This is a genomic window from Nocardioides sp. (assembly GCF_035429765.1).
Taxonomy (GTDB): Bacteria; Actinomycetota; Actinomycetes; order Propionibacteriales; family Nocardioidaceae; genus Nocardioides.
Window position 1 is genome coordinate 1,219 of record NZ_DAOMFK010000033.1, and the last position, 20,506, is coordinate 21,724.

Below are 20,506 nucleotides of genomic sequence, written 5' to 3' on the forward strand. Positions count from 1 at the left end.
GAATGGACCCGAGCCGACAGGGGTACCCCGACGCCGGAGCGACGAGGGAGGTCCACCGTGCGTGAGGGGACGGCTCACCCCGCCGTCGGTGACCGCTACCGGGCCGGGTGGTGGATCGTGACGGCGGTCGTGACCGGGGTCGGGGTGGCGGCGTACGTGACTTCCGGTTGACCTCCGGGGCCTGACATCATCGGCAGCGCCGCCCGACCCGGGTCGAGGGTTGGCCGGGCGGCAGATCGGACCGAAGGGCGGCATCTGAGGGATGACACCCCACACCCCGCAGTCAGGGGCCTGGTTCCCGTTGGGCTGGGGGCCCTCGGCGCCCGCCGAGGCTCGCGGCCTCGCCCGTCGGCTCAGCGCCGCGCATGCCCTCCAGGCAGCTACCCGGCACCGGCTGCTGCTGGTGGTGAGCGAGCTGGTGAGCAACGCCGTGCAGCACGGCCTCCCGCCCGTGGCCATCCGCATCTCCCTCGGCGAGGACGCGATCGGCGTGGAGGTCAGCGACGGGTCCCTGACGACGCCGAAGCCGCGCTCACCGACCTCGGGCGGGCTCGCGGTCCGCGGCCGCGGACTGGGCATCGTGGGCACCCTGAGCAGCGACTGGGGTTGGCGCACGCAGCCGCCGGGCAAGGCGGTATGGTGCGAGGTACCGCGCTGACGGCGGTGACCCTCGCACCGGGAGCGGCCGAGACGATGCACACGATGCCCGACGGGCGTTGCCTGATCCGTCTCGAGGGCGAGGTCGACCTTGCCGTCGTCCCCGATCTGGTGGCTCAGCTGGAGTTCGCGATGGAGCAGCTGTCGCCCTCGCTCGTCCTCGACATGACCGCCGTGGAGTTCATCGACTCCAGCGGGCTCGCCGCGCTGGTGCGCGCCCGTCGCGAGGCGGAGGCACGCGGCGGCGGTCTGGTGCTCACCGGCACCAACGAGGTGCTCGCCGAGCTGCTCGAGCTCACCCGCCTCGACGAGTACTTCGACATCGTGCCGATGGCCGATCTCCCCTCCACCGACGCATGAAACCCGCCGGATCGGGAACTTGAGCGGCACCGGAAAGGAGTTCGTTGTGGCTTTCATCCTGTGGCTCATCGCCGTCGCCCTGGTCATCTGGGGCATCGTCACGCTCGTCCGTGGTCAGATCCTGGTCGGCGCCCTGCTGATCGTGGTCGGGCTGCTCGTCGGCCCCGGTGGGGTCAGCGTCTTCACCTGAGCGCACGCGGCACGTGGGTCGGGCGGCACCCTGCTGGGTGCCGCCCGACCCACGTCCCTCGCTGTTCGCCGGTGAGAAGGAGCTGAACATCTGCTCGTCCTTCCGTCTCGGCGGGCCCCCTCGGGAGGTCGGACGTGCGTGCGGTACCCGGGCACCCCGCCGGCATGCACGAGGTTGCCGCACCTCACTCTCGCAGCCCTTCGCCAGCGGGCCGGGGCGAGCAATGATCGAAGTATGAGGTCGGCACTCGTTCGACTGCTCCTCGCACTCCTCGTCCTCGGGAGCCTGACCCTCGTCGAGGCTCCGCACACCGCCGCGGCCGGTCTCGCCGTGCGGCTGGAGCCGGGGCCGCAGACCGGCTACCTGTTCTCTGCGTCGGGCGAGGTTCTCGCGACGCAGCGCATCACCGTCCGCCGCGCGCCGGCGATGGTCACCTCCGACCTGCGCCACGCCGTACCCGGCCAGCCCGGGTTCTACCTGCGGATCACGTCCGGGGGCCTCACCGGCTACGAGGTGCGGGAGTCGCCCGTGGCCTACCTCCCGGGGCTCGCAGGGAGCGCTGTCCTGGACCCGCCGGCGACCGTGTCCCTCCGGCCGGGGCGCTACCTCGGCTACGTCTTCGACGCCGACTGGGGCCTGGCCTCCACGGTGTCGGGGACCGTGGCGTCCGCCTCCACGGCGCAGGCGTCTCGTCGAGCCGTCATCGACGGGCGTGCCTACGTGCTGGTCAGCAGCGGGCACTGGGCGGGCACCTGGCTGCCTGTCCCGCGACCGCGCGGCCTGACCGCGACCCGCCTGACCTGTGCGGTCCCGCCCAAGGCGGCTCCCGGCGCTCGCGTCGTCCTCACCCGCGTCGTGACGGACGAGCCGAAGCTCGCGCTCACCTTCGACATGGGCGGCCGGCTGGACCCGGCGCTGGACATCATGGAACGTCTCGTCATCGACCGGGTCTGCGCCACGATCCACCCCACCGGCGATGCCGCGCAGACCGACACCGGACGCACGGTGATGGCCCTCGTGGCGGCGTACCCCGAGCTGTTCGAGGTGGGAAACCACACCATGCACCACTGCAACCTGCGCGACGGCGGCGACGGCGCGTCCTGCCCCGCCACCCCACCCACGGCTGCACGGATCCGGACCGAGCTGACCTCCGCCGAAGCGGTGATCCTCGACCTCACCGGCCAGCAGCCCGCGCCGTACTGGCGGCCGCCCTTCGGGGCGTACGACGACCGCGTGCTGAGCGCGGCCGCCTCCGCGGGCTACACCAAGACCTTGATGTGGGACGTGGACACCATCGACTGGGAGCCGGTCACCGAGGGCGGCCCTACCGCCGCTGCCATCGCGGGCAAGGTCGTCAGCAACGCGCAGGCGGGTTCGATCGTCCTGATGCACCTGGGTGGCTACCACACCTACGACGCTCTGCCGTCGATGGTGCTGCGGCTGCGCGAGGGCGGGCTGCGCCCCACGAGCGTCTCCGACCTGCTGGAGTGAGCGCGCCGGTCTGCGGGTGGGCGCAACAGGGATCGAACCTGTGACCGCTGGTTTGTAAGACCAGAGCTCTACCGCTGAGCTATACGCCCTCGAAGCGGCCACAGACTACGCGAGGCGGCACCGCGGCGGCACGAGGGCTCCGCAGCCTCCGCCGCGGCGTACGGCGAAAGCGGCGAGGGGCAGGAAGATCGTGCCCGGAAATGAGCTGAGCCGCTGGCGTCTCGGGTCACCAGCGGCTCAACACCCCAAAAGATACACACCCGGACCGACTTGCACAATCCGTTACCGGCTCATTGCGAGGAATCCCCGCCTGCTGGTCTAGGCCAGTGCCCGGAGCTGCCGCAGGTGCTCCTCCAGGTCGCGCCCGTCGGGCATCGCGTTGTGCACCGACCAGCGGACCAGGCCCTCCTTGTCCACGACGTACGACGAGCGTCGGGCGCAGCCCTTCGTCTCGTCGAAGACCTCGTACGCCGAGGCAACGGCCCCGTGCGGCCAGAAGTCCGAAAGCAGCGGAAAGTTGAGCCCGTCGGAGTCCGCGAAGGCGCGCAGCGAGTAGACCGGGTCGCAGGAGATGGCCAGCACCTCGGTGTCGAAGGTGAGGAACTCGTCGAGCCGCAGCCGGATCCCGGTCATCTCGCCGGTGCACACGCCGGAGAACGCGTAGGGGTAGAAGAAGATCGCCACCGCCTTCGTGCCGCGGAACGTGGAGAGGGTGACGTCCTGCCCGAACTGGTCACGCAGCGTGAAGTCGGGGGCCGGCCCACCGATGCGGAGTCCCGTCATGTCCCGAATCCTGCCATCCGGGTCGACGCGGGTCGTCACCGCTCCCCGTCCCGGTGCAGCACCCGCTTGAGGATCTTGCCGGTCGCGTTGCGGGGCAGCTCGTCGAGGAACACGATCTCCCGCGGCACCTTGTAGCGGGCCAGGTGCGAGGCCACCCAGGACTTGAGCTCCTCCTCCGACACCGCCGGGTCCGACACCGCCACGAAGGCCTTGAGCCGTTGGCCGAACTCCTCGTCGGCCACCCCGACGGCGGTCGCCTCCAGCACCGCCGGATGACGCGCCAGGCAGTGCTCGACCTCGCTGGGGAAGACGTTCTCGCCGCCGGAGACGATCATCTCGTCGTCCCGGCCCTCGACGTACAGCCGCCCGTCCGGACCGAAGCGGCCGACGTCGCCGGTCGACATCAGCCCGTCCACGACCTCCTTGTGGCCGCCGCCGGAGTAGCCCTCGAACAGCATCGAGTTGCCCACGAAGATCCTGCCCGGGTGCTCGGCAGGGACCTGGTGGCCGTCGTGGTCGAGGATGCGCACCCTGGTCCCGAAGGGCGGGCGGCCGGCGGACGTCGGTGCCGCGCGGAGGTCGCCCGGGGTGGCGATGCTGGCGTAGAAGACCTCCGTCGACCCGTAGATGTTGTAGAGGTTGTCGCCGAAGCGGTCCATCCAGGTCACGGCGAGGTCGCCGCTGAGCGCCGAGCCGGACGCAGCCACCACCTTCAGCCGGGACAGGTCGGCCTCGGCGAGCACCTCCTCGGGCAGGCTCAGCATCCGCTGCAGCATCACCGGGATCACGGCCAGGGAGTCGCAGCGCTCCTCCTCGAGCACCCCCAGGCACTCGGCGGCGTCGAACCGGCGGCGCAGCACGACCGCCGAGCCGAGCAGCATCGCCAGGCTGAGGTGCGCGAACCCCCAGGTGTGGAACAGCGGTGCCGCGACGTGGCTGGTCCAGCCGAAGCGCAGCGGGATCCGGTCCAGCACGGCGACCACGGCCTCCAGACCGGCCTCGCCGCGGGGGGCGCCCTTGGGCTCCCCGGTGGTGCCGGAAGTGAGGATGACCGTGCGGGGCCGGCGGTCGGGTGGTCGGAGGTCTCCGGAGGGGTACGCCGCGATCAGCGCCTCCAGGGTCAGCCCCTCCGGCCGCCCCGAGTCGGTCCAGGCCAGCAGCCGCTGCTCGGGGCGGGTGCCTGGCAGCAGGCCCTCGAACTCCTCGTCGAGGACGACCAGCCGAGGCCGTTCCCGGTCGAGCACGTCGGCCAGCTGAGGCCCGGCGAACGCGGTGTTGAGGTAGAGCACGTCCGCACCGAGCTTGGCGACCGCCAGGGTGGCGTCGACGAAGCCGCGGTGGTTGCGGCACATCACGGCGACCGAGTCGCCCGCCTGGACACCGAGCTCGCCCAGACCTCGCGCCAGCGCGTTGCTGCGGGCGTGCAGGTCGCCGAAGGTCAGCGACCCGCGCTCGTCGAGGAGCGCGACCCTGCGCGGCTCGCGCAGCGCCATCGTGGCGAACCCTCCGGCCGGGCCGGTCCCCCAGCGCAGCAGCGTGGCGCCCAGCGCGGCGAGCGTCCACGGGGCGTAGGGCCGGATGACCCCGGACCGGGCGAGCACCTTGACCGCGGCGCCCGCCAGCGCGGTCTCGCCGGCCAGTCTCGGGAGCAGGTCGCCGGGTGGGAGCGGCGGGTGAATCACGTGGGCGACTTGGGGGCCACCAGCCGGGTGGCGGTCCAGTCCTTGCTCACCGGGGCGGTGGTGGTCTGGGCGAGCCCGGCGATGGGGGCGGCCTCGGCGATGTCGGCGGCGTCCACGGCCCCCGGGCGACCGATCTTGGGGGTGAGCAGCCAGATGGCGCCCCCGCGGACCAGGTCGGTGAGCGCATCGACCAGCCCGTCGACCAGGTCACCGTCGTCGGCGCGCCACCACAGCAGCACCGCCTCCACCACGTCGCCGTAGCTGCCGTCGACCAGGTCGCCGTCGACCAGCTCCTCGATGGCCGCACGCAGCTCGTCGTCGGTGTCGTCGTCCCAGCCGAGCTCCTGGATGACCATCCCCGGCGTGAATCCCAGTCGGGCCGCCGGACCTGCCGGGCCCTGGGTCTGGGTGGTCCCGCCACCCGCGGTGGAGCTCACGTGTGCCTCCCGCTCTCCTCTGCACTGGCGCTGGGTGCGCCGGGCCTCGTGCTCGGACGTGCACGAGGTGAGCAGTAGTCCACCTGACTTCCCTCCGACGCGCAACCCTTCCGCGTCACACCTGTCACACCAGCCGCGGTGGCCAGCCCTCAGATCCCCAGGTAGCTGACCGGGCCGAGGTCCACGTCGAAGCTCATGGACGCGGTCTTGGAGTGCGCGCGGCAGCGCTGCGCCGCGGCGTGCTCGCACCGCCCCGCGGCGTACTCGTCGGTAGATTCCGTCGGGTCCGCCCGCGTGCAACGATGGCCGGGTGACCGATGCTTCGAGCCCGCGCAGCAGCCGCCCCCAGCTCCCCGTGATCCACGAGGGCCTGCCGACCCAGCTCCCCGACATCGACCCCGAGGAGACCCACGAGTGGCTCGACTCGTTCGACGCGATGGTCGACGAGCGAGGCCGGGAGCGGGCCCGCTACGTGATGCTCCGGCTGCTCGAACGGGCCCGCGAGCAGCAGGTCGGCGTACCCGCGCTGCGCAGCACCGACTTCATCAACACCATCCCGCCCGAGCGCGAGCCGTGGTTCCCCGGCGACGAGCACATGGAGAAGCTGATCCGCCGGCTGGTGCGGTGGAACGCGGCGGTGATGGTGACCTCGGCGAACCGGCCGGGCCTGGAGGTGGGCGGCCACATCGCCACCTACCAGTCCGCCGCCAGCCTCTACGAGGTCGGCTACAACCACTTCTTCCGCGGCAAGAGCCACCCCGGCGGCGGGGACCAGGTGTACGTCCAGGGCCATGCCTCGCCGGGCATCTACGCCCGGGCGTTCCTGATGAAGCGGCTCACCGCCGAGCAGCTCGGCCGGTTCCGCCAGGAGGTCCAGCACGGCCGCGGCCAGGGCCTCTCGTCCTACCCGCACCCGAGGCTGATGCCGGAGTTCTGGGAGTTCCCCACGGTGTCGATGGGGCTCGGCCCGCTCAACGCGATCTACCAGGCACGCTTCAACCGCTACCTGCACAACCGCGGCATCAAGGACACCTCCGACCAGCACGTGTGGGCCTTCCTGGGCGACGGGGAGATGGGCGAGCCCGAGTCGCTGGGCGCGATCGGGCTGGCCGCGCGGGAGGAGCTGGACAACCTGACGTTCGTCATCAACTGCAACCTCCAGCAGCTCGACGGGCCGGTGCGCGGCAACGGCAAGGTGATCCAGGAGCTCGAGTCGTTCTTCCGCGGCGCGGGCTGGAACGTCATCAAGGTGGTCTGGGGCCGCGAGTGGGACGAGCTCTTGGCGCGCGACGTCGACGGCGTCCTGGTGAACCGGATGAACGGCACGCCGGACGGGCAGTTCCAGACCTACTCGGTCGAGACCGGCGCCTACATCCGCGAGCACTTCTTCGGCGGCGACGCCCGGCTGCAGGAGATGGTCGCCCACCTGACCGACGAGCAGATCCAGAACCTGCCCCGCGGCGGCCACGACTACCGCAAGGTGTACGCCGCGTTCAAGGCGGCCACCGAGCACGTCGGCCAGCCGACGGTGATCCTGGCGCAGACCGTGAAGGGCTGGACGATCGACGCGCTGATGGGCAAGAACGCCACCCACCAGATGAAGAAGCTCAACACCGACTCCCTCAAGCAGTTCCGGGACCGGCTGGAGCTGCCGGTGACCGACCGCGAGATCGACGACGCCTACGAGGCCGACGGGTCGGCGCCCTTCTACCACCCCGGCGAGGACAGCGACGTGCTGGCCTACCTGCGCGAGCGGCGCCGCGCCCTCGGCGGCCCGGTGCCGGCGCGCCAGGTGACCGCCCGGGCGCTCACGCTCCCGGGGGACGAGATGTACGCCGAGCTCAAGCAGGGCTCCGGGAAGCAGGCGATCGCCACCACCATGGCGTTCGTCCGGCTGCTGAAGGACCTGATGAAGGACCCGGAGATCGGGCACCGGATCGTGCCGATCGCCCCCGACGAGTTCCGCACCTTCGGCATGGACTCCATGTTCTCCACGGCGAAGATCTACAACCCGGCCGGCCAGACCTACGAGTCGGTGGACCGCAAGCTGCTGATGGCCTGGAAGGAGTCCGCCCAGGGGCAGCTGCTCCACGAGGGCATCTCCGAGGCGGGCTCGATCGCCTCGGCGACCGCGGCCGGGTCGGCCTACGCCACCCACGGCGAGCCGATGATCCCCGTCTACCTCTTCTACTCGATGTTCGGCTTCCAGCGCACCGGCGACTCGATCTGGGCGATGACCGACCAGCTCGCCCGCGGCTTCCTCATCGGCGCCACGGCCGGGCGGACCACGCTGACCGGCGAGGGCCTCCAGCACGCCGACGGGCACTCACCGCTGCTCGCGGCGACCAACCCGGCGGTGGTCCACTACGACCCGGCCACCGCCTACGAGGTGTCCCACATCGTGCAGGACGGGCTGCGCCGGATGTACGGCTCCCCGGCCGACCACCCGCACGGCGAGGACGTCGTCTACTACCTGACCGTCTACAACGAGCCACTGGTGCAGCCGGCCGAGCCTGAGCACCTGGACGTGGAGGGCCTGCTCAAGGGGCTCTACCACCTCGCGGTGCCACCGACCGGCCTCGCCGCCGACGCCCCCCGCGTCCAGCTGCTCGCCAGCGGGATCGGCCTGCCCTGGGTCCAGCGCGCCCAGGAGCTGCTCGCCCAGGAGTGGGGGGTGGCCGCGGACGTGTGGTCGGTGACCTCGTGGAACGAGCTGGCCCGCGACGCCGTCGCCGCCGAGGAGTGGAACCTGCTGCACCCCACCGAGCCCCCACGGACGGCGTACGTCGCCGACAAGCTCCGCGAGGTCGAGGGACCTGTCGTGGCGGTGTCGGACTACATGGCGGCGGTGCCGCTGCAGATCGCACGCTGGGTGCCGCGGGACTACCGGGTGCTGGGCACCGACGGGTTCGGCTTCGCCGACACCCGGCCGGCGGCCCGCCGCTTCTTCCACGTCGACGCCGAGTCGGTGGTGGTCCAGGCCCTGCAGGCGCTGGCCGACGCCGGCCGGGTGTCCCGGGAGACGGTGGCCGACGCGTTCACCAAGTACCGCATCGACGACCCCACCGCGGTCCGTGGCGTCCGGCAGGCCGGCGGGGACGCCTGACCTCCCGCGTCACTCCTGCCCGGACGCCGGGTTCCCGCGGATGGCCACACCGAGGGGACCCTCGTCGGTAGCGATGACGCGACCGAGCACGGCGGTCGCCAGCAGCATGAAGGAGACGGCGTACAGCCAGGCCAGGTAGGCGAACGCGACCCCGATCGCGCCGTAGCGCGCAGCGCTCGACTCGACGGCGATGCCGAGGTACCGCACCGAGAACGGGTGCGCGAGGATCATCGCCAGGGCGAACAGCGCTGCGCCCGGGGCGAGCAGGCGGATCCGGACCCGCCCCATCATCAGCAGCCAGGGCACGAACATGGCGATGCCGGTGTTGATGGCGAAGGAGAGCGAGGCGCTCCACAGCCGCGGCGGCGGGATGCCCTGGACCATCCGCACGACGTACCTGCTGAGCACCACGGCGATCGCCAGCACGATCACCGCGGCCAGCCAGCGCCAGGCCTGCGAGATCCGGGTTCGCGTGCGCTCGTGCTGCCAGATGGTGTCGTAGGCCCGGGTGAGCGCGCGGGAGAGACTGGTCGCCGAGACGAGCACGACGAGGAAGCCGAGCACCCCGAAGCTGCTGACCCCACCCGAGACCACGACGTCGTCGAGCACCTGCTCGGCCTCGGAGGGCAGGCCGGCGCCGGAGATCGCCCCGGCGGTCTGGTCGGCTCCGAAGAACGCCGCCCCCATGATGATGATCGGGAAGATCGAGGTGAACAGCTGGGCGGCGACCGTCATCGCCCGGTCGAAGATCTGCACCTCCCGCAGCCCGGTGGCCACCCGGATCGCGATCCGTCCGGGCCAGTGCGAGAGCGCCCAGGTCGTGGCCTGCTGGACGCGGAGCGGCGCCTTGGCCAGCAGGGCCTGCTGCTGGTCGGTCAGGACGTCCTGCGGGAGCGGCTCGGTCCGCGGGTCCGGGGTCACGGCGTCATCCTCTCCCATCACCGGTGGTCAGCTGCTCGCCCCCCGCCGCGAGCAGCGCTAGCCTCGTCCGAGGAGGTGGCGGGATGGAGGACTCCGCGGCCGCCCTGGCGAGGGCGCACGAGCACGCGACCCGGTGGCTGGCCTCGCTGGCCGAGCGACCGGTCCCACCGCAGGCCACGCTCGAGGAGGTCACCGCGGCCCTGGGCGAGGCCCTGCCCGACGGCCCGTCGCCTTCTGTCGGAACCGTGGACCTGCTGGCCCGGGCCTGCGAGCCCGGGCTGACCGCGATGGGGTCGGGGCGCTTCTTCGGCTTCGTCATCGGTGGGACGCACCCGGCCGCCCTGGCAGCGGACTGGCTGGTGAGCGCATGGGACCAGAACGCGGGGCTGCGGCTGGTGACGCCCGCCGTGTCCGCCGTCGAGGAGCTCACCGGCCGCTGGCTGCTCGACCTGCTCGACCTTCCCCGCGGGGCCGCGGTGGGCTTCGTCACCGGTGCCACGATGTCGAACTTCACCTGCCTGGCCGCCGCCCGCGACGACGTGCTGCGCCGGGCCGGGTGGGACACCGGGCGCGACGGGATCACCGGCTCGCCGGGCGTCCGCGTGCTCGTCGGCGCCGAGCGCCACGACACGGTCGACCTGGCCTTGCGCTACCTGGGACTGGGCCGGCCCGAGGTGGTCCCGGCCGACGACCAGGGCCGGATCAGGGTCGACGCCCTGGCCGCCGCGCTGGAGTCCGGGGCCGGTGACGGCCGCCCGGTGGTCGTCGTGCTCCAGGCCGGCAACGTGCACTCGGGGGCCTTCGACCCCTTCACCGAGGCGATCGAGGTGTCCCACCGGCACGGTGCCTGGGTGCACATCGACGGCGCCTTCGGGCTCTTCGCCGGCGCGTCCCCGACGTACCGGCACCTGGTGGCGGGCTTCGCCGACGCCGACTCGTGGACCACCGACGCCCACAAGACGCTCAACGTCCCCTACGACTGCGGCATCGCGGTCGTGCGGTCGCCCGAGGCGCTGCGGTCCGCCATGAGCATGCAGGGCGAGTACCTGATCCACGATCCGCAGGGCGACCCCCTGGAGCGGGTGCCGGAGGTCTCCCGGAGGGCCCGGGGGCTGCCGGTCTGGGCGGTGCTGCGCACCCTGGGGCGGGCCGGGGTGGCCGAGCTGGTGGACCGGATGTGTGCGCGGGCCACCGAGCTCGCCACGGAGGTGTCAGCCCTCGACGGAGCCCGCGTGCTCCACGACGTGTGCTTCACGCAGGTGTGCGTGAGCTTCGGCAGCGACGAACGCACCCACCGCGTGGTGCAGGCGATGCTGGAGGACGGCACCTCGTGGACCACCGGCTCCCGCTGGCACGACCAGGCAGTCCTGCGGATCTCGGTCAGCAACTGGTCGACCAGCCCCGACGACGTACGCCGGACCGTCGAGGCCCTGCGCCGGGTGACGACCGGGTAGCCCCCGCGACTGGCGGTCAGGCAGACGGCGCGGACGCCAGCGGTGCCACCGGCGCGTGCCCGGCCTCGGCCTGGCGGATGCGCACGTCGCCGCCCCGGCGCAGGTGGTCGCGCCACTGCTCCCACTCGAAGCGCGCCGGCGCGGTGGAGCGGACGAAGTCGTTGACGAGCTTGACGAAGCGCTCGGGATGGTCGCGGTGGGGGAAGTGGCCGGCGTTCGGGACGATCTCGACGTCGCAGTGCGGGGCGACCACCCGGGCGACCTCGGCATGGCTGACCGGGATGACGGGGTCGTCGTCGCCCCAGATCACGCACATCGGGATGTCGTCGGTGAGGTAGGCACGGTCGCTCATGGTGATGATCTGGCCGCGCCAGTCCACGACCGCCCGGACGACGTGGGCGAGCGCGGCGCGGGCCCGCGGGTCGCGCAGCGCGGAGAAGATGGCGGCCACCTCGCCGAGGTCCCTGGTCCCCGGGAGCCGGCTGCGGCTGAGCGCGGTGAGCCCCGCGACCCCGAGCTGGCGGACCCCCGGCAGCGTGAGCAGACCGGTGATCTGGTGGAACCCGGGCGTGGTCACCGCCCGGATGATCGGGGTCACCTCCGGACCGAACCCGCCCGGGGCGACCAGGACCAGCCGCTCGGCGAGCTCGGGGTACTGGTAGGCGAACTGCATCGCTACCCCGCCCCCCAGGCTGTGACCCACCACCGTCGCGCGGTCGATGTCGAGTGCGGCGAGCAGGTCGCGCATGCCGTTGGCGTAGCCGCCGACGCTGTAGTCGGCGCGCGGCTTGTCGGAGGCGCCGTGGCCCAGCAGGTCGGGAGCGATCACGGTGTACCGACGGGCGAAGGACTCGACCACCAGGTCCCAGGTGGTGTGGTCGCAGCCCATGCCGTGCAGCAGGAGCAGGGCCGGCCCGGAGCCGGCCTTGAGGAAGGCCCGGCGGTGGCCGTGGAGGGTGAGGTGCTGCAGAGCGAGCGGCTCCCCGGTCCCCATCTCCACCTCCCGAGTGCAGTGGCACCGGACCGGCCCGGTGCCACAAGGGGGCACAGTCAACCAGAAACGGCGCCGCGACACACCCCCCACCCCCTTGTAGCCTCTGGCTGTGTTCCCTGAGCCGAGCGCCGAGTCCCGGGCCCGGGCCGCCGACGCCCTGCAGCGGGCCACCGGCACGCTCAGCACCGCGGCGACCGCCCGGATGCTGGCCGACCTGGCGTGGTTCGGCGCACTCGAGGCGCAGGAGCGCTCCTGGGTCGGGCTGATCGTCCAGGCCGGCATCCGGAACTTCGTCGACTGGTACCGACGCGACGCGCACACCCCCGCGGCCGGCGGGTCGGCTATCGCCGCCTCGGTCTTCGGCGCAGCCCCCCGCGCGCTGACCGGCGTCATCAGCCTGCAGCAGACCGTGGACCTGATCCGGCTCAGCATCGAGGTCGTCGAGAGCAACGTCGACGCCATCGTGCAGCCCGAGGACGCCCCGGAGGTGCACCAGGCGATCTCCTGGTACGCCCGCGAGGTCGCCTTCGCCACCGCCGAGGTCTACGCGCGGGCCGCGGAGGTGCGCGGGGCCTGGGACGCCCGGCTGGAGGCCCTGGTGGTCGACTCGGTGCTCCGCGGCGAGGCCGACGAGGCGGTCCTCTCCCGGGCCAGCGCTCTTGGCTGGTCCTCCCACGGGGAGGTGGCCGTGGTGCTGGGGCCCACCCCTCCGGAGCGGACCGCCAGCGACCTGTTCGACGACGTACGCCGCGCCGCCCGCGCCGCCGCGATGGACGCCCTGTGCGCGATCCAGGGCGAGCGGCTCTCGGTCGTCCTGGGCGGGGTGGCCGACCCGCGTCGCGCCGGCTCGGTGGTGGCGGACCTGTTCGGGGAGGGGGCCGTCGTGGTCGGCCCGGTCACCGCCGACCTCGGGCACGCCCACGTCTCGGCCCGGGCGGCCCTGTCGGCCCACCGGGCGGCGGCCGGGTGGCCGGAGGCTCCCCGTCCGTGCCTCAGCGAGGACCTGCTCCCCGAGCGGGCCCTGGCCGGCGACGGGCATGCCAGGCGGCACCTCGTCGAGGACGTCTACCTGCCGCTGTGCGAGGCCCGCGGCACCCTGGTGACCACGCTGTCGACGTACTTCGCGCAGGGATCGGGGGTCGAGGCGACCGCCCGGGCCCTCTACGTGCACCCCAACACGGTGCGCTACCGGCTGCGGCAGGCCACGGAGGTCTCCGGCCTGAGCCCGGCTGACCCGCGCGACGGCTTCACCCTCCGCATCGCGCTGGTCCTGGGACGGCAGTCGGGCCGCGGACAGCCTGGCGATTTGTAGGAACCCCACAACGAATCAGTCCCCAACTTCGTGCGTGCCTGAGGCGAGTCCAGCCCGGTCCGCCCGGCACAGTGGTCCACGTGCTCGTCATCGTCGCCCCCGGCCAGGGGTCCCAGTCCCCTGGCTTCCTCCAGCCGTGGCTGGAGGACCCCACGTTCGCCGCGCGCCTGGAGTGGCTCTCCACCGTCGCCGACCTCGACCTGGTGCACTACGGCACGGCCGCGGACGCCGACACCATCCGGGAGACCCAGATCGCCCAGCCGCTGCTGGTGGCGACCAGCCTGGTGGCCGCGCTCGGGATCTTCCCCCACCCCACCGACGCCTTCAACCGGGTCGGCGCGGTCGCCGGCCACAGTGTCGGCGAGCTGGCCGCGGCCGCCGGAGCACGGGTGATCACCGCCGAGCAGGCCATGGTGCTGGTCCGCGAGCGCGGCAAGGCGATGGCCGCCGCAGCCGCGCAGACCCCGACCGGGATGACCGCGGTGCTCGGCGGCGACCGCGACGACGTACTGGCCGCCTTGGAGCGGCACGGGCTGACCGCGGCCAACGACAACGGTCCGGGCCAGGTGGTGGCTGCCGGGACCCTCGACCAGCTGGCCGCACTCGCGGCCGACCCCCCGGCCCGGGCCCGGCTCGCGCCGCTCAGCGTGGCCGGGGCCTTCCACACCGGCCACATGTCGCCCGCCGTGGGCCGGCTCGCCGGGCTCGCCCGGTCGGTCTCCACCCACGACCCGCGCACCGCCGTGATCTCCAACCGCGACGGGCAGGTCGTCCACGACGGGCGGGAGGTGGTCCGCAGGATCGTCGACCAGATCGCCAGCCCGGTCCGCTGGGACCTGTGCATGGAGACGATGCTCGACCTCGGCGTGACCGGCCTGCTGGAGATGCCGCCTGCGGGCACCCTCACCGGGATCGCCAGGCGCGCCATGAAGGGCGTCGAGACGTTCGCGCTCAAGACCCCTGACCAGCTCGACGCGGCCCGCGACTTCTGCGCGCGGCACGGCGAGGCGTCGGTCATCGAGACCACCCCGACCTGGCGGATGGTGGTCTCCCCGAGCAAGGGCACCTTCCACCTCGACGACGCGGCCCGCGAGGCCGCCGTGCTGCCCGTGGGCGCGGCGGTCGGCGCGGTGGCCAGCCTGCGGGACCGCACCGACGTCACCGCAACCCACGGCGGGCAGGTGGTGGAGTGGCTGGTCGAGGACGGTGACCTGGTCTCGCCGGGCCAACCCCTGCTCCGCCTGCACCCAGAGGGGATCGGCTGATGGCTGCGCTGCACGAGTCCGTGGGGAGCCGGCACACCGCCGTGCTCGGCGTCGGGTCCTACCGGCCCTCCCGGGTGATCCCCAACGCCGACCTCATCGAGGCCATCGACTCCAGCGACGAGTGGATCCAGCAGCGCTCCGGCATCCGCCAGCGACGCTGGGCGACGCCGGAGGAGACCATCAGCATGATGAGCCTGGCCGCGTCGCGAGGCGCGCTGGAGCACGCCGGGCTGGCCCCCGAGCAGATCGACGCGGTGATCGTGGCGACCGTCAGCCACATGCTGCAGACCCCCGCCGTCGCGACGGCGATCGCGCACCAGCTGGGCACCAACCAGGCGGCGGCCTTCGACATCTCCGCGGCCTGCGCCGGCTTCTGCCACGGCCTCGCCCTCGCCTCGGACATGGTGCGCGGCGGAAGCGCCCGGCACGTGCTGGTGATCGGGGTCGAACGACTCTCCGACATCACCGACGTCAACGACCGGGGCACCGCCTTCCTGTTCGCCGACGGCGCCGGCGCCGCGGTGGTCGGGCCGAGCGAGGCTGCGGCGATCGGTCCCGTGGTCTGGGGCTCCGACGGCGAGCAGTTCGACCTGATCCGGCAGCGCGAGGACTGGCGTGACGTCGTCGGCTCGGACGACGACCCGGGCACCGGCGTGATGCCGCACCTGGTGATGGAGGGCAACGCCGTCTTCCGCTGGGCGGCGTTCACCATGGCCAAGGTGGCCCAGCAGGCGCTGGACCGGGCCGGCGTACGCGTCGAGGACCTCGACGTGTTCGTCCCGCACCAGGCCAACATGCGCATCATCGACGCCATGGCCCGGGCCATGAAGCTTCCCGAGCACGTCCGGATCGCGCGCGACATCGCCGACCAGGGCAACACCTCCGCCGCGTCGATCCCCCTCGCCCTGAACCAGATGATCGCCGATGGCGAGGCCCGCAGCGGGGACACTGCGCTGCTCGTCGCCTTCGGGGCCGGCCTGGCCTACGCGGCCCAGGTCATCACCGTCCCCTGACCGAGTCACCCACGCACACCCCCACCACCGAGGAGAAAGAAGCCTGATGGCCACCACCGAAGAGATCCGCGCCGACCTCGCTGACATCGTCAACGAGGTCGCCGGGATCGACGCCGAGGACGTCCAGCTCGACAAGTCGTTCGTCGACGACCTCGACGTCGACTCCCTGTCCATGGTCGAGGTCGTCGTCGCGGCCGAGGAGAAGTTCGGCGTCTCGATCCCCGACGACGAGGTGAAGAACCTCAAGACGGTCGGCGACGCCGTGGCCTTCATCGAGTCCGCCCAGAGCTGACCCGTCACAAATTGCGGCCGACCCGTCACAAATTGCGCGCAATTTGTGACGGGTCGGCACACTCCCACGGAAGAGGACCCCTGCATGACAGCCATCCGAGTCGTCGTCACCGGCCTGGGCGCCACCACGCCCGTCGGCGGTGACGTGGCCAGCACCTGGACCGCCCTGCTCGAGGGCCGCTCCGGCGTCACCGCGCTCACCGAGGAGTGGGCCGAGCCGCTGGCCGCCCGGATCGCCGCGACCGTGGCGGTCGACCCGACCGAGGTCTTGGACCGGGTCCGCGCCCGTCGGATGGACCGCTCCGGCCAGCTCGCGCTGGTGGCCGGCCTGGAGGCCTGGACCGACTCCGGGCTCGACAAGGACGGGGTGGAGCCAGAGCGGCTCTCGGTCGCGATGGCCTCAGGGATCGGCGGGATCCAGACCCTGCTGGCCAACTACGACGCCATGAAGGAGAAGGGCCCGCGCCGGGTCTCCCCGCTGGCGATCCCGATGCTGATGCCGAACTCCCCCGCCGCGAACGTCGGGCTGGACATCGGCGCGCGCGGAGGGGTCCACACCCCGGTCTCCGCCTGTGCCTCGGGCAACGAGGCGATCGCGCTCGGCATCGACCTGATCCGGCTGGGCCGCGCCGACGTCGTGGTCTGCGGCGGCACCGAGGCCGCGGTGCACCCGCTGCCGATGGCGGCGTTCGCGCAGATGATGGCGCTCTCCAAGCGCAACGACGACCCCGCGGCGGCGTCACGGCCGTGGGACAAGGGCCGCGACGGGTTCGTGCTCGGCGAGGGCGCCGCCGCGGTGGTGCTGGAGTCCGCCGAGCACGCCGCCGCGCGCGGTGCGCGGGTGTACGCCGAGGCGGCCGGGGCGGGCATCACCGCCGACTCCCACGACATCGCCCAACCCGACCCGGCCGGTCTGGGTGCGACCCGGGCCATGCGGCTGGCCCTGGCGGCGGCCGATCTGGCGCCCGAGGACGTCGCGCACATCAACGCGCACGCCACCTCGACCCCGCAGGGCGACGTCGCTGAGGCCCTGGCGATCCGCTCGGCCCTCGGGTCCGCGGCGGAGCGGCCCGTGGTCACCTCCACGAAGTCGATGACCGGTCACCTGCTCGGCGCCGCCGGCGCGCTGGAGTCCGTCGCGACCATCCTCGCGCTCCGTGACCGGGTCGTCCCTCCCACGATCAACCTCGAGGACCCGGAGGAGGTAGGCCTGGATCTCGCGGACAAGCGACGGGACCTGCCCGCCGGCGACGTGGCCGCCCTCAACAACTCCTTCGGCTTCGGCGGCCACAACGTGGCCCTGGCGTTCCGGAGCGTGTGATGGTCGCCGCGACCCCCGAGAAGACGGCCCCCGCGAGCGCCAAGCCGCCCCGCGCCGAGGACCCGCGCAACCCGCTGCTCCGGCTGGCGGCTCTGCTCGACGAGGGCACGATGGAGCTGATCAGCCCCCAGGACGACTCCGGCATGCTGGCCGCCGTCGGCCGGGTCAGGGGTACGTCGGTGGTCGCGTTCTGCTCCGACGCCACCGTGATGGGTGGCGCCATGGGGGACGTGGGCTGCCGCGTCGTGGTGGACGCCTACCACCGGGCACTGATCGACGGGGTGCCGATCATCGGGCTCTGGCACTCCGGTGGCGCCCGGCTCGCCGAGGGAGTGCTGTCCCTGCACGCGGTCGGACGGATCTTCCACATCATGACGCAGGCCTCCGGGAGGATCCCCCAGGTCTCGGTCGTGCTGGGCCCGGCGGCGGGCGGGGCGGCGTACGGCCCGGCGCTCACCGACGTGGTGATCCTGGGCCCGGACGGTCGCATCTTCGTCACCGGCCCCGAGGTGGTGCGCTCGGTGACAGGTGAGGACGTCGACATGCTCCGGCTGGGCGGCCCCGAGCCCCACGGCCGACGTTCCGGCGTGGTCCACATCCTCACCGAGTCCGAGCAGGAGGCGCTCCAGCGGGCCCGCGACGTCGGGCACCTGCTCGGCTCGCCGGGCAGCCTGGACGTGGCCGCGGTGACCGACGTCGACCTGGCCAGGTTCCTCCCGGAGTCCAAGAAGCGGGCCTACGACGTCCATCCCCTCGTCGAGGCGGTGCTGGACGAGGGGACGGCGCAGGAGCTGCACGCCCGGTGGGCCCCCAACATCGTCACGGCCCTGGGCCGGTTCGGTGGCCGCACGGTGGGTGTCGTCGCGAACAACCCGCTGCGGCTGGGCGGGTGCCTGGACTCGCTGTCGGCGGAGAAGGCCTCCCGGTTCGTGCGCATGTGCGACGCGTTCGGCGTCCCGCTGATCGTGCTGGTCGACGTTCCCGGGTACCTCCCCGGCGTCGGGCAGGAGTGGGACGGCGTGGTACGCCGTGGCGCGAAGCTCCTGCACGCCTTCGGGGAGTGCGTCGTGCCCAGGGTGACGCTGGTGACCCGCAAGACGTATGGCGGCGCCTACATCGCCATGAACGCCCGCGCCGTCGGCGCCACCCGGGTCTTCGCCTGGCCGGGGGCCGAGGTGGCGGTGATGGGGGCCGTCGCGGCGGTACGCATCCTGCACCGCCGCAAGCTCTCGGAGGTCCAGCCCGATCTGCGTCCGGTGGTGGAGGCCGAGCTCGCCTTGGAGCACGAGCGGCTCGCCGGCGGGGTGGAGAGGGCGATCGAGATCGGCGTCGTCGACGAGGTCGTCGAGCCGACTGCGACCCGGTCGTCCCTGGCGCGGGCCATCGACGACGCCGTGCAGTCGGTCGGCGTACGACGGGGCGCGCACGGGAACATCCCGCTCTGAGCGCCCCCGCTCAGACCACCTGGTGCAGCCAGCGGACCGGAGCGCCTTCGCCGGCGTGCCGGAAGGTCTCCAGCTCGTCGTCCCACGGCTTCCCGAGGAGCTTGTCGATCTCCTGGGCCAAGGTGGTGGCGCCCACGGCCGCCTTGACCACAGCCGCCTTGAGCCGGTCCTCAGGGATCATCAGGTCCCCGTGGATCCCGGTGACTGCGTGGAAGACGCCCAGATCGGGGGTGAAGGAGTAGCGGGCCCCCTCGGTGGCGGGCGTCGGCTCCTCCGTGACCTCGAAGCGCAGGTGGTTCCACCCGCGCAGTGCCGAGGTGATGGCCGAGGCGGTGCCGGCCTCGCCCATCCAGGACATCTCCGTGCGGTAGCTGCCGGGCTGGGCGGGCTGGGGGGTCCAGTGCATGTTCGTGGCAGCACCAAGGACACCACCGACCGCCCACTCGATGTGCGGGCACAGCGCCGAGGGTGAGGAGTGCACGAAGAGAACACCCCTCGTCACGACGCGGGTGGCAGTGCTTGCGGTCACCAGGGCCTCCTTCATCACCGGCGCGGAGATGCGCCTTCCCCAGCGTTCTCGTGCCGTGATGAAGCGACGTGATGATGACCCTATGTGGTTGTGGTGACCATTGTGACCGATGAGACCGGCGAATTCCAGCGCTGTGACTCCGTCCTGGGACACTGGTTCAGACCGGTCAGTCCAGGCGCTTCTCGATCTGCTCGGCGCGGTCCGCGGCGTCGGTGAGCTCCTGGCTGTCGATCGCGTGGGTGCGGTGGAACCAGGCAAGCGCGTCGCGCTCACGGCCGGCGGCCTCGAGCGTGTCGGCGTAGGCGTAGCGCAGCCGCACGACCCACGCGGCGCGGCTCTTGGAGGTCAGCGGCGAGAGCTCGAGGGTGCGCAGGGCCGCGTCGAGCTGGCCCAGGTCCCGCCGGGCCCCGGCCTCCACGAGGGTCATCTCCGCCTTCGCCTCGGGCGTGAACCCGGCGACGGCCGGGCTCTTGGCCAGCTTCAACGCCTCCTGCGGCTTGCCGAGCGCCCGCTGGCAGTCCGCCATCATCGGCAGGTACGCCGTGGTTCCGTTCATCCGCTTGGCCGCCCGCAGCTCCGCGAGCGCCTCGGCGTAGTGCCCAGCGGCGTACGCCGCCTCACCGGTGGCCTCGCGCACCACCGCCAGCCGGCTGGCGCGGGCCCGGGCGGCAAGGGTGTGCCGGTACGCCGTCTCGGGATCCTGCTCGATCAGCATGCCGGCCGCCGCGAGGTGCCGGGCGACGCGCGCCGCGAGCTTCTCGGGCAGGCCCTTGAGCTGAGCCGACACCGAGCGGTCGAGCTCACGTCCGGTGACACTCTCGGGGAGGGGCGGGCCGTCGTAGGTGGCCTGGTCGACGCTCCGTTCCACCTGCTTGTCGGCAGGGCGCTTCCAGTCCCCTTTACGCGCAGGACGGTCTCCACGCGACGACGTGCCCGCGCCCCCGCCCTGGGGTCGCGCCCCCTCGGACTTCCCCCTCGTCGGGCGGGACGGCGCGGACCGGCCATGACCCGTCGAACCGGGGCTCTTGCCCGACGACCCGCCCGGGCGTCCGGACCCGCTCGACCGCGACCCCGCGCTCGAGGGGCGCTGACGCCCCCGTTCCTGAGCCATGGCGGGCACCTCTCCTCTCGACGGCCCCCGCCGGCCCGATCCTAGGGCAGGGGTACCTCTGTGGGTCATGCGCGCCGGAGGAGACCTCCGGTAAATGGGGTAGAGGCCACCGGGTGGGTGGCCTCTACGGGGTGTGTGTCCGGC

The 20,506-nt window shown here is 72.6% G+C and carries 19 protein-coding genes and 1 tRNA gene; 12 read left to right on the forward strand and 8 right to left on the reverse strand.

Going from position 1 to position 20,506, the window contains the following annotated elements; translation table 11 throughout:
- The first annotated feature begins 262 nt into the window (after positions 1-262).
- The 4 genes from PLP61_RS05470 (at position 263) to PLP61_RS05485 (ending at position 2,698) form a co-directional block, all read left to right on the forward strand.
- A complete protein-coding gene (locus tag PLP61_RS05470; RefSeq protein ID WP_324501149.1) occupies positions 263-658 on the forward strand; it encodes an ATP-binding protein in 396 nt (131 codons plus the stop codon).
- 44 nt (positions 659-702) lie between these two features.
- A complete protein-coding gene (locus tag PLP61_RS05475) occupies positions 703-1,017 on the forward strand; it encodes an STAS domain-containing protein (protein ID WP_324501151.1) in 315 nt (104 codons plus the stop codon).
- 46 nt (positions 1,018-1,063) lie between these two features.
- Positions 1,064-1,207 carry a GPGG-motif small membrane protein gene (locus tag PLP61_RS05480; protein WP_324501153.1) on the forward strand — a complete coding sequence of 48 codons (144 nt, stop codon included), beginning with the start codon at positions 1,064-1,066 and terminating at the stop codon, positions 1,205-1,207.
- 234 nt (positions 1,208-1,441) lie between these two features.
- Positions 1,442-2,698, forward strand: coding sequence for a polysaccharide deacetylase family protein (locus PLP61_RS05485; RefSeq protein ID WP_324501155.1), 1,257 nt, complete (start codon positions 1,442-1,444; stop codon positions 2,696-2,698).
- A gap of 17 nt (positions 2,699-2,715) precedes the next feature.
- On the opposite strand, the gene PLP61_RS05490 is transcribed toward PLP61_RS05485, so the two are convergent.
- From PLP61_RS05490 to PLP61_RS05505, 4 genes are all read right to left on the reverse strand, one after another.
- Positions 2,716-2,787 (reverse strand) — tRNA-Val (locus tag PLP61_RS05490).
- A gap of 229 nt (positions 2,788-3,016) precedes the next feature.
- Complete coding sequence (locus tag PLP61_RS05495; RefSeq protein WP_324501157.1) at positions 3,017-3,481, reverse strand: peroxiredoxin; 465 nt, start codon at positions 3,479-3,481, stop codon at positions 3,017-3,019.
- Positions 3,482-3,516: 35 nt separating this feature from the next.
- Entirely contained in the window at positions 3,517-5,163 is a 1,647-nt protein-coding gene (locus tag PLP61_RS05500) for an AMP-binding protein (protein ID WP_324501159.1), read from the reverse strand.
- Positions 5,160-5,600 (reverse strand): DUF3052 domain-containing protein, encoded by a 441-nt coding sequence (locus PLP61_RS05505; protein ID WP_324501161.1) that lies wholly within the window; start codon positions 5,598-5,600, stop codon positions 5,160-5,162. The genes PLP61_RS05500 and PLP61_RS05505 overlap by 4 nt, the downstream gene beginning before the upstream one ends.
- 310 nt (positions 5,601-5,910) lie before the next feature.
- Here PLP61_RS05505 and aceE point away from each other — a divergent pair, with 310 nt between their 5' ends.
- The gene (gene aceE / locus PLP61_RS05510) at positions 5,911-8,706 is read left to right on the forward strand and encodes a pyruvate dehydrogenase (acetyl-transferring), homodimeric type (RefSeq protein ID WP_324501163.1); all 2,796 of its coding nucleotides are present in this window, start codon (positions 5,911-5,913) and stop codon (positions 8,704-8,706) included.
- 9 nt (positions 8,707-8,715) lie between these two features.
- Here aceE and PLP61_RS05515 read toward each other — a convergent pair whose 3' ends face one another.
- A complete protein-coding gene (locus tag PLP61_RS05515; RefSeq protein ID WP_324501165.1) occupies positions 8,716-9,627 on the reverse strand; it encodes a YihY/virulence factor BrkB family protein in 912 nt (303 codons plus the stop codon).
- Positions 9,628-9,710: 83 nt separating this feature from the next.
- On the opposite strand from PLP61_RS05515, the gene PLP61_RS05520 reads away from it, so the two are divergent.
- Positions 9,711-11,081, forward strand: a complete 1,371-nt coding sequence (locus tag PLP61_RS05520; RefSeq protein WP_324501167.1) for a pyridoxal phosphate-dependent decarboxylase family protein — start codon at positions 9,711-9,713, stop codon at positions 11,079-11,081.
- A 16-nt stretch (positions 11,082-11,097) separates the two neighbouring features.
- On the opposite strand, the gene PLP61_RS05525 is transcribed toward PLP61_RS05520, so the two are convergent.
- Positions 11,098-12,075 (reverse strand): alpha/beta fold hydrolase, encoded by a 978-nt coding sequence (locus PLP61_RS05525; protein WP_324501169.1) that lies wholly within the window; start codon positions 12,073-12,075, stop codon positions 11,098-11,100.
- Positions 12,076-12,184: 109 nt separating this feature from the next.
- Here PLP61_RS05525 and PLP61_RS05530 point away from each other — a divergent pair, with 109 nt between their 5' ends.
- The 6 genes from PLP61_RS05530 to PLP61_RS05555 all read left to right on the forward strand — a co-directional run bounded on the left by PLP61_RS05530 (position 12,185) and on the right by PLP61_RS05555 (position 18,722).
- Positions 12,185-13,387, forward strand: coding sequence for a PucR family transcriptional regulator (locus PLP61_RS05530; RefSeq protein WP_324501171.1), 1,203 nt, complete (start codon positions 12,185-12,187; stop codon positions 13,385-13,387).
- Positions 13,388-13,467: 80 nt separating this feature from the next.
- The gene (locus PLP61_RS05535) at positions 13,468-14,652 is read left to right on the forward strand and encodes an acyltransferase domain-containing protein (RefSeq protein WP_324501173.1); all 1,185 of its coding nucleotides are present in this window, start codon (positions 13,468-13,470) and stop codon (positions 14,650-14,652) included.
- Complete coding sequence (locus PLP61_RS05540) at positions 14,652-15,665, forward strand: beta-ketoacyl-ACP synthase III (RefSeq protein ID WP_324501175.1); 1,014 nt, start codon at positions 14,652-14,654, stop codon at positions 15,663-15,665. Before PLP61_RS05535 ends, PLP61_RS05540 begins: the two co-directional genes overlap by 1 nt.
- Before the next feature lie 46 nt (positions 15,666-15,711).
- Complete coding sequence (locus tag PLP61_RS05545; RefSeq protein ID WP_502888963.1) at positions 15,712-15,957, forward strand: acyl carrier protein; 246 nt, start codon at positions 15,712-15,714, stop codon at positions 15,955-15,957.
- Between the two features lie 84 nt (positions 15,958-16,041).
- A complete protein-coding gene (gene fabF, locus PLP61_RS05550) occupies positions 16,042-17,277 on the forward strand; it encodes a beta-ketoacyl-ACP synthase II (RefSeq protein ID WP_324501177.1) in 1,236 nt (411 codons plus the stop codon).
- A complete protein-coding gene (locus PLP61_RS05555; RefSeq protein ID WP_324501179.1) occupies positions 17,277-18,722 on the forward strand; it encodes an acyl-CoA carboxylase subunit beta in 1,446 nt (481 codons plus the stop codon). The genes fabF and PLP61_RS05555 overlap by 1 nt, the downstream gene beginning before the upstream one ends.
- A gap of 10 nt (positions 18,723-18,732) precedes the next feature.
- Here the strand turns inward: PLP61_RS05555 and PLP61_RS05560 are convergent, their stop codons facing one another.
- On the reverse strand, positions 18,733-19,266 hold the full coding sequence (locus PLP61_RS05560; protein WP_502888965.1) for a DUF3145 domain-containing protein: 534 nt from the start codon (positions 19,264-19,266) through the stop codon (positions 18,733-18,735).
- Positions 19,267-19,417: 151 nt separating this feature from the next.
- Complete coding sequence (locus PLP61_RS05565) at positions 19,418-20,119, reverse strand: tetratricopeptide repeat protein (RefSeq protein WP_324501183.1); 702 nt, start codon at positions 20,117-20,119, stop codon at positions 19,418-19,420.
- Between the last annotated feature and the right edge of the window lie 387 nt (positions 20,120-20,506).

What these genes read in the sequence shown, in the direction of transcription:
- PLP61_RS05495 (WP_324501157.1), bottom strand. Translation starts at nt 3,481, where the DNA reads ATGACGGGACTCCGCATCGGTGGGCCGGCCCCCGACTTCACGCTGCGT.
- PLP61_RS05525 (WP_324501169.1), bottom strand. Translation starts at nt 12,075, where the DNA reads ATGGGGACCGGGGAGCCGCTCGCTCTGCAGCACCTCACCCTCCACGGC.
- PLP61_RS05470 (WP_324501149.1), top strand. Translation starts at nt 263, where the DNA reads ATGACACCCCACACCCCGCAGTCAGGGGCCTGGTTCCCGTTGGGCTGG.
- PLP61_RS05555 (WP_324501179.1), top strand. Translation starts at nt 17,277, where the DNA reads ATGGTCGCCGCGACCCCCGAGAAGACGGCCCCCGCGAGCGCCAAGCCG.
- PLP61_RS05520 (WP_324501167.1), top strand. Translation starts at nt 9,711, where the DNA reads ATGGAGGACTCCGCGGCCGCCCTGGCGAGGGCGCACGAGCACGCGACC.
- PLP61_RS05545 (WP_502888963.1), top strand. Translation starts at nt 15,712, where the DNA reads ATGGCCACCACCGAAGAGATCCGCGCCGACCTCGCTGACATCGTCAAC.
- PLP61_RS05475 (WP_324501151.1), top strand. Translation starts at nt 703, where the DNA reads ATGCCCGACGGGCGTTGCCTGATCCGTCTCGAGGGCGAGGTCGACCTT.
- PLP61_RS05540 (WP_324501175.1), top strand. Translation starts at nt 14,652, where the DNA reads ATGGCTGCGCTGCACGAGTCCGTGGGGAGCCGGCACACCGCCGTGCTC.
- PLP61_RS05485 (WP_324501155.1), top strand. Translation starts at nt 1,442, where the DNA reads ATGAGGTCGGCACTCGTTCGACTGCTCCTCGCACTCCTCGTCCTCGGG.
- fabF (WP_324501177.1), top strand. Translation starts at nt 16,042, where the DNA reads ATGACAGCCATCCGAGTCGTCGTCACCGGCCTGGGCGCCACCACGCCC.
- PLP61_RS05560 (WP_502888965.1), bottom strand. Translation starts at nt 19,266, where the DNA reads ATGAAGGAGGCCCTGGTGACCGCAAGCACTGCCACCCGCGTCGTGACG.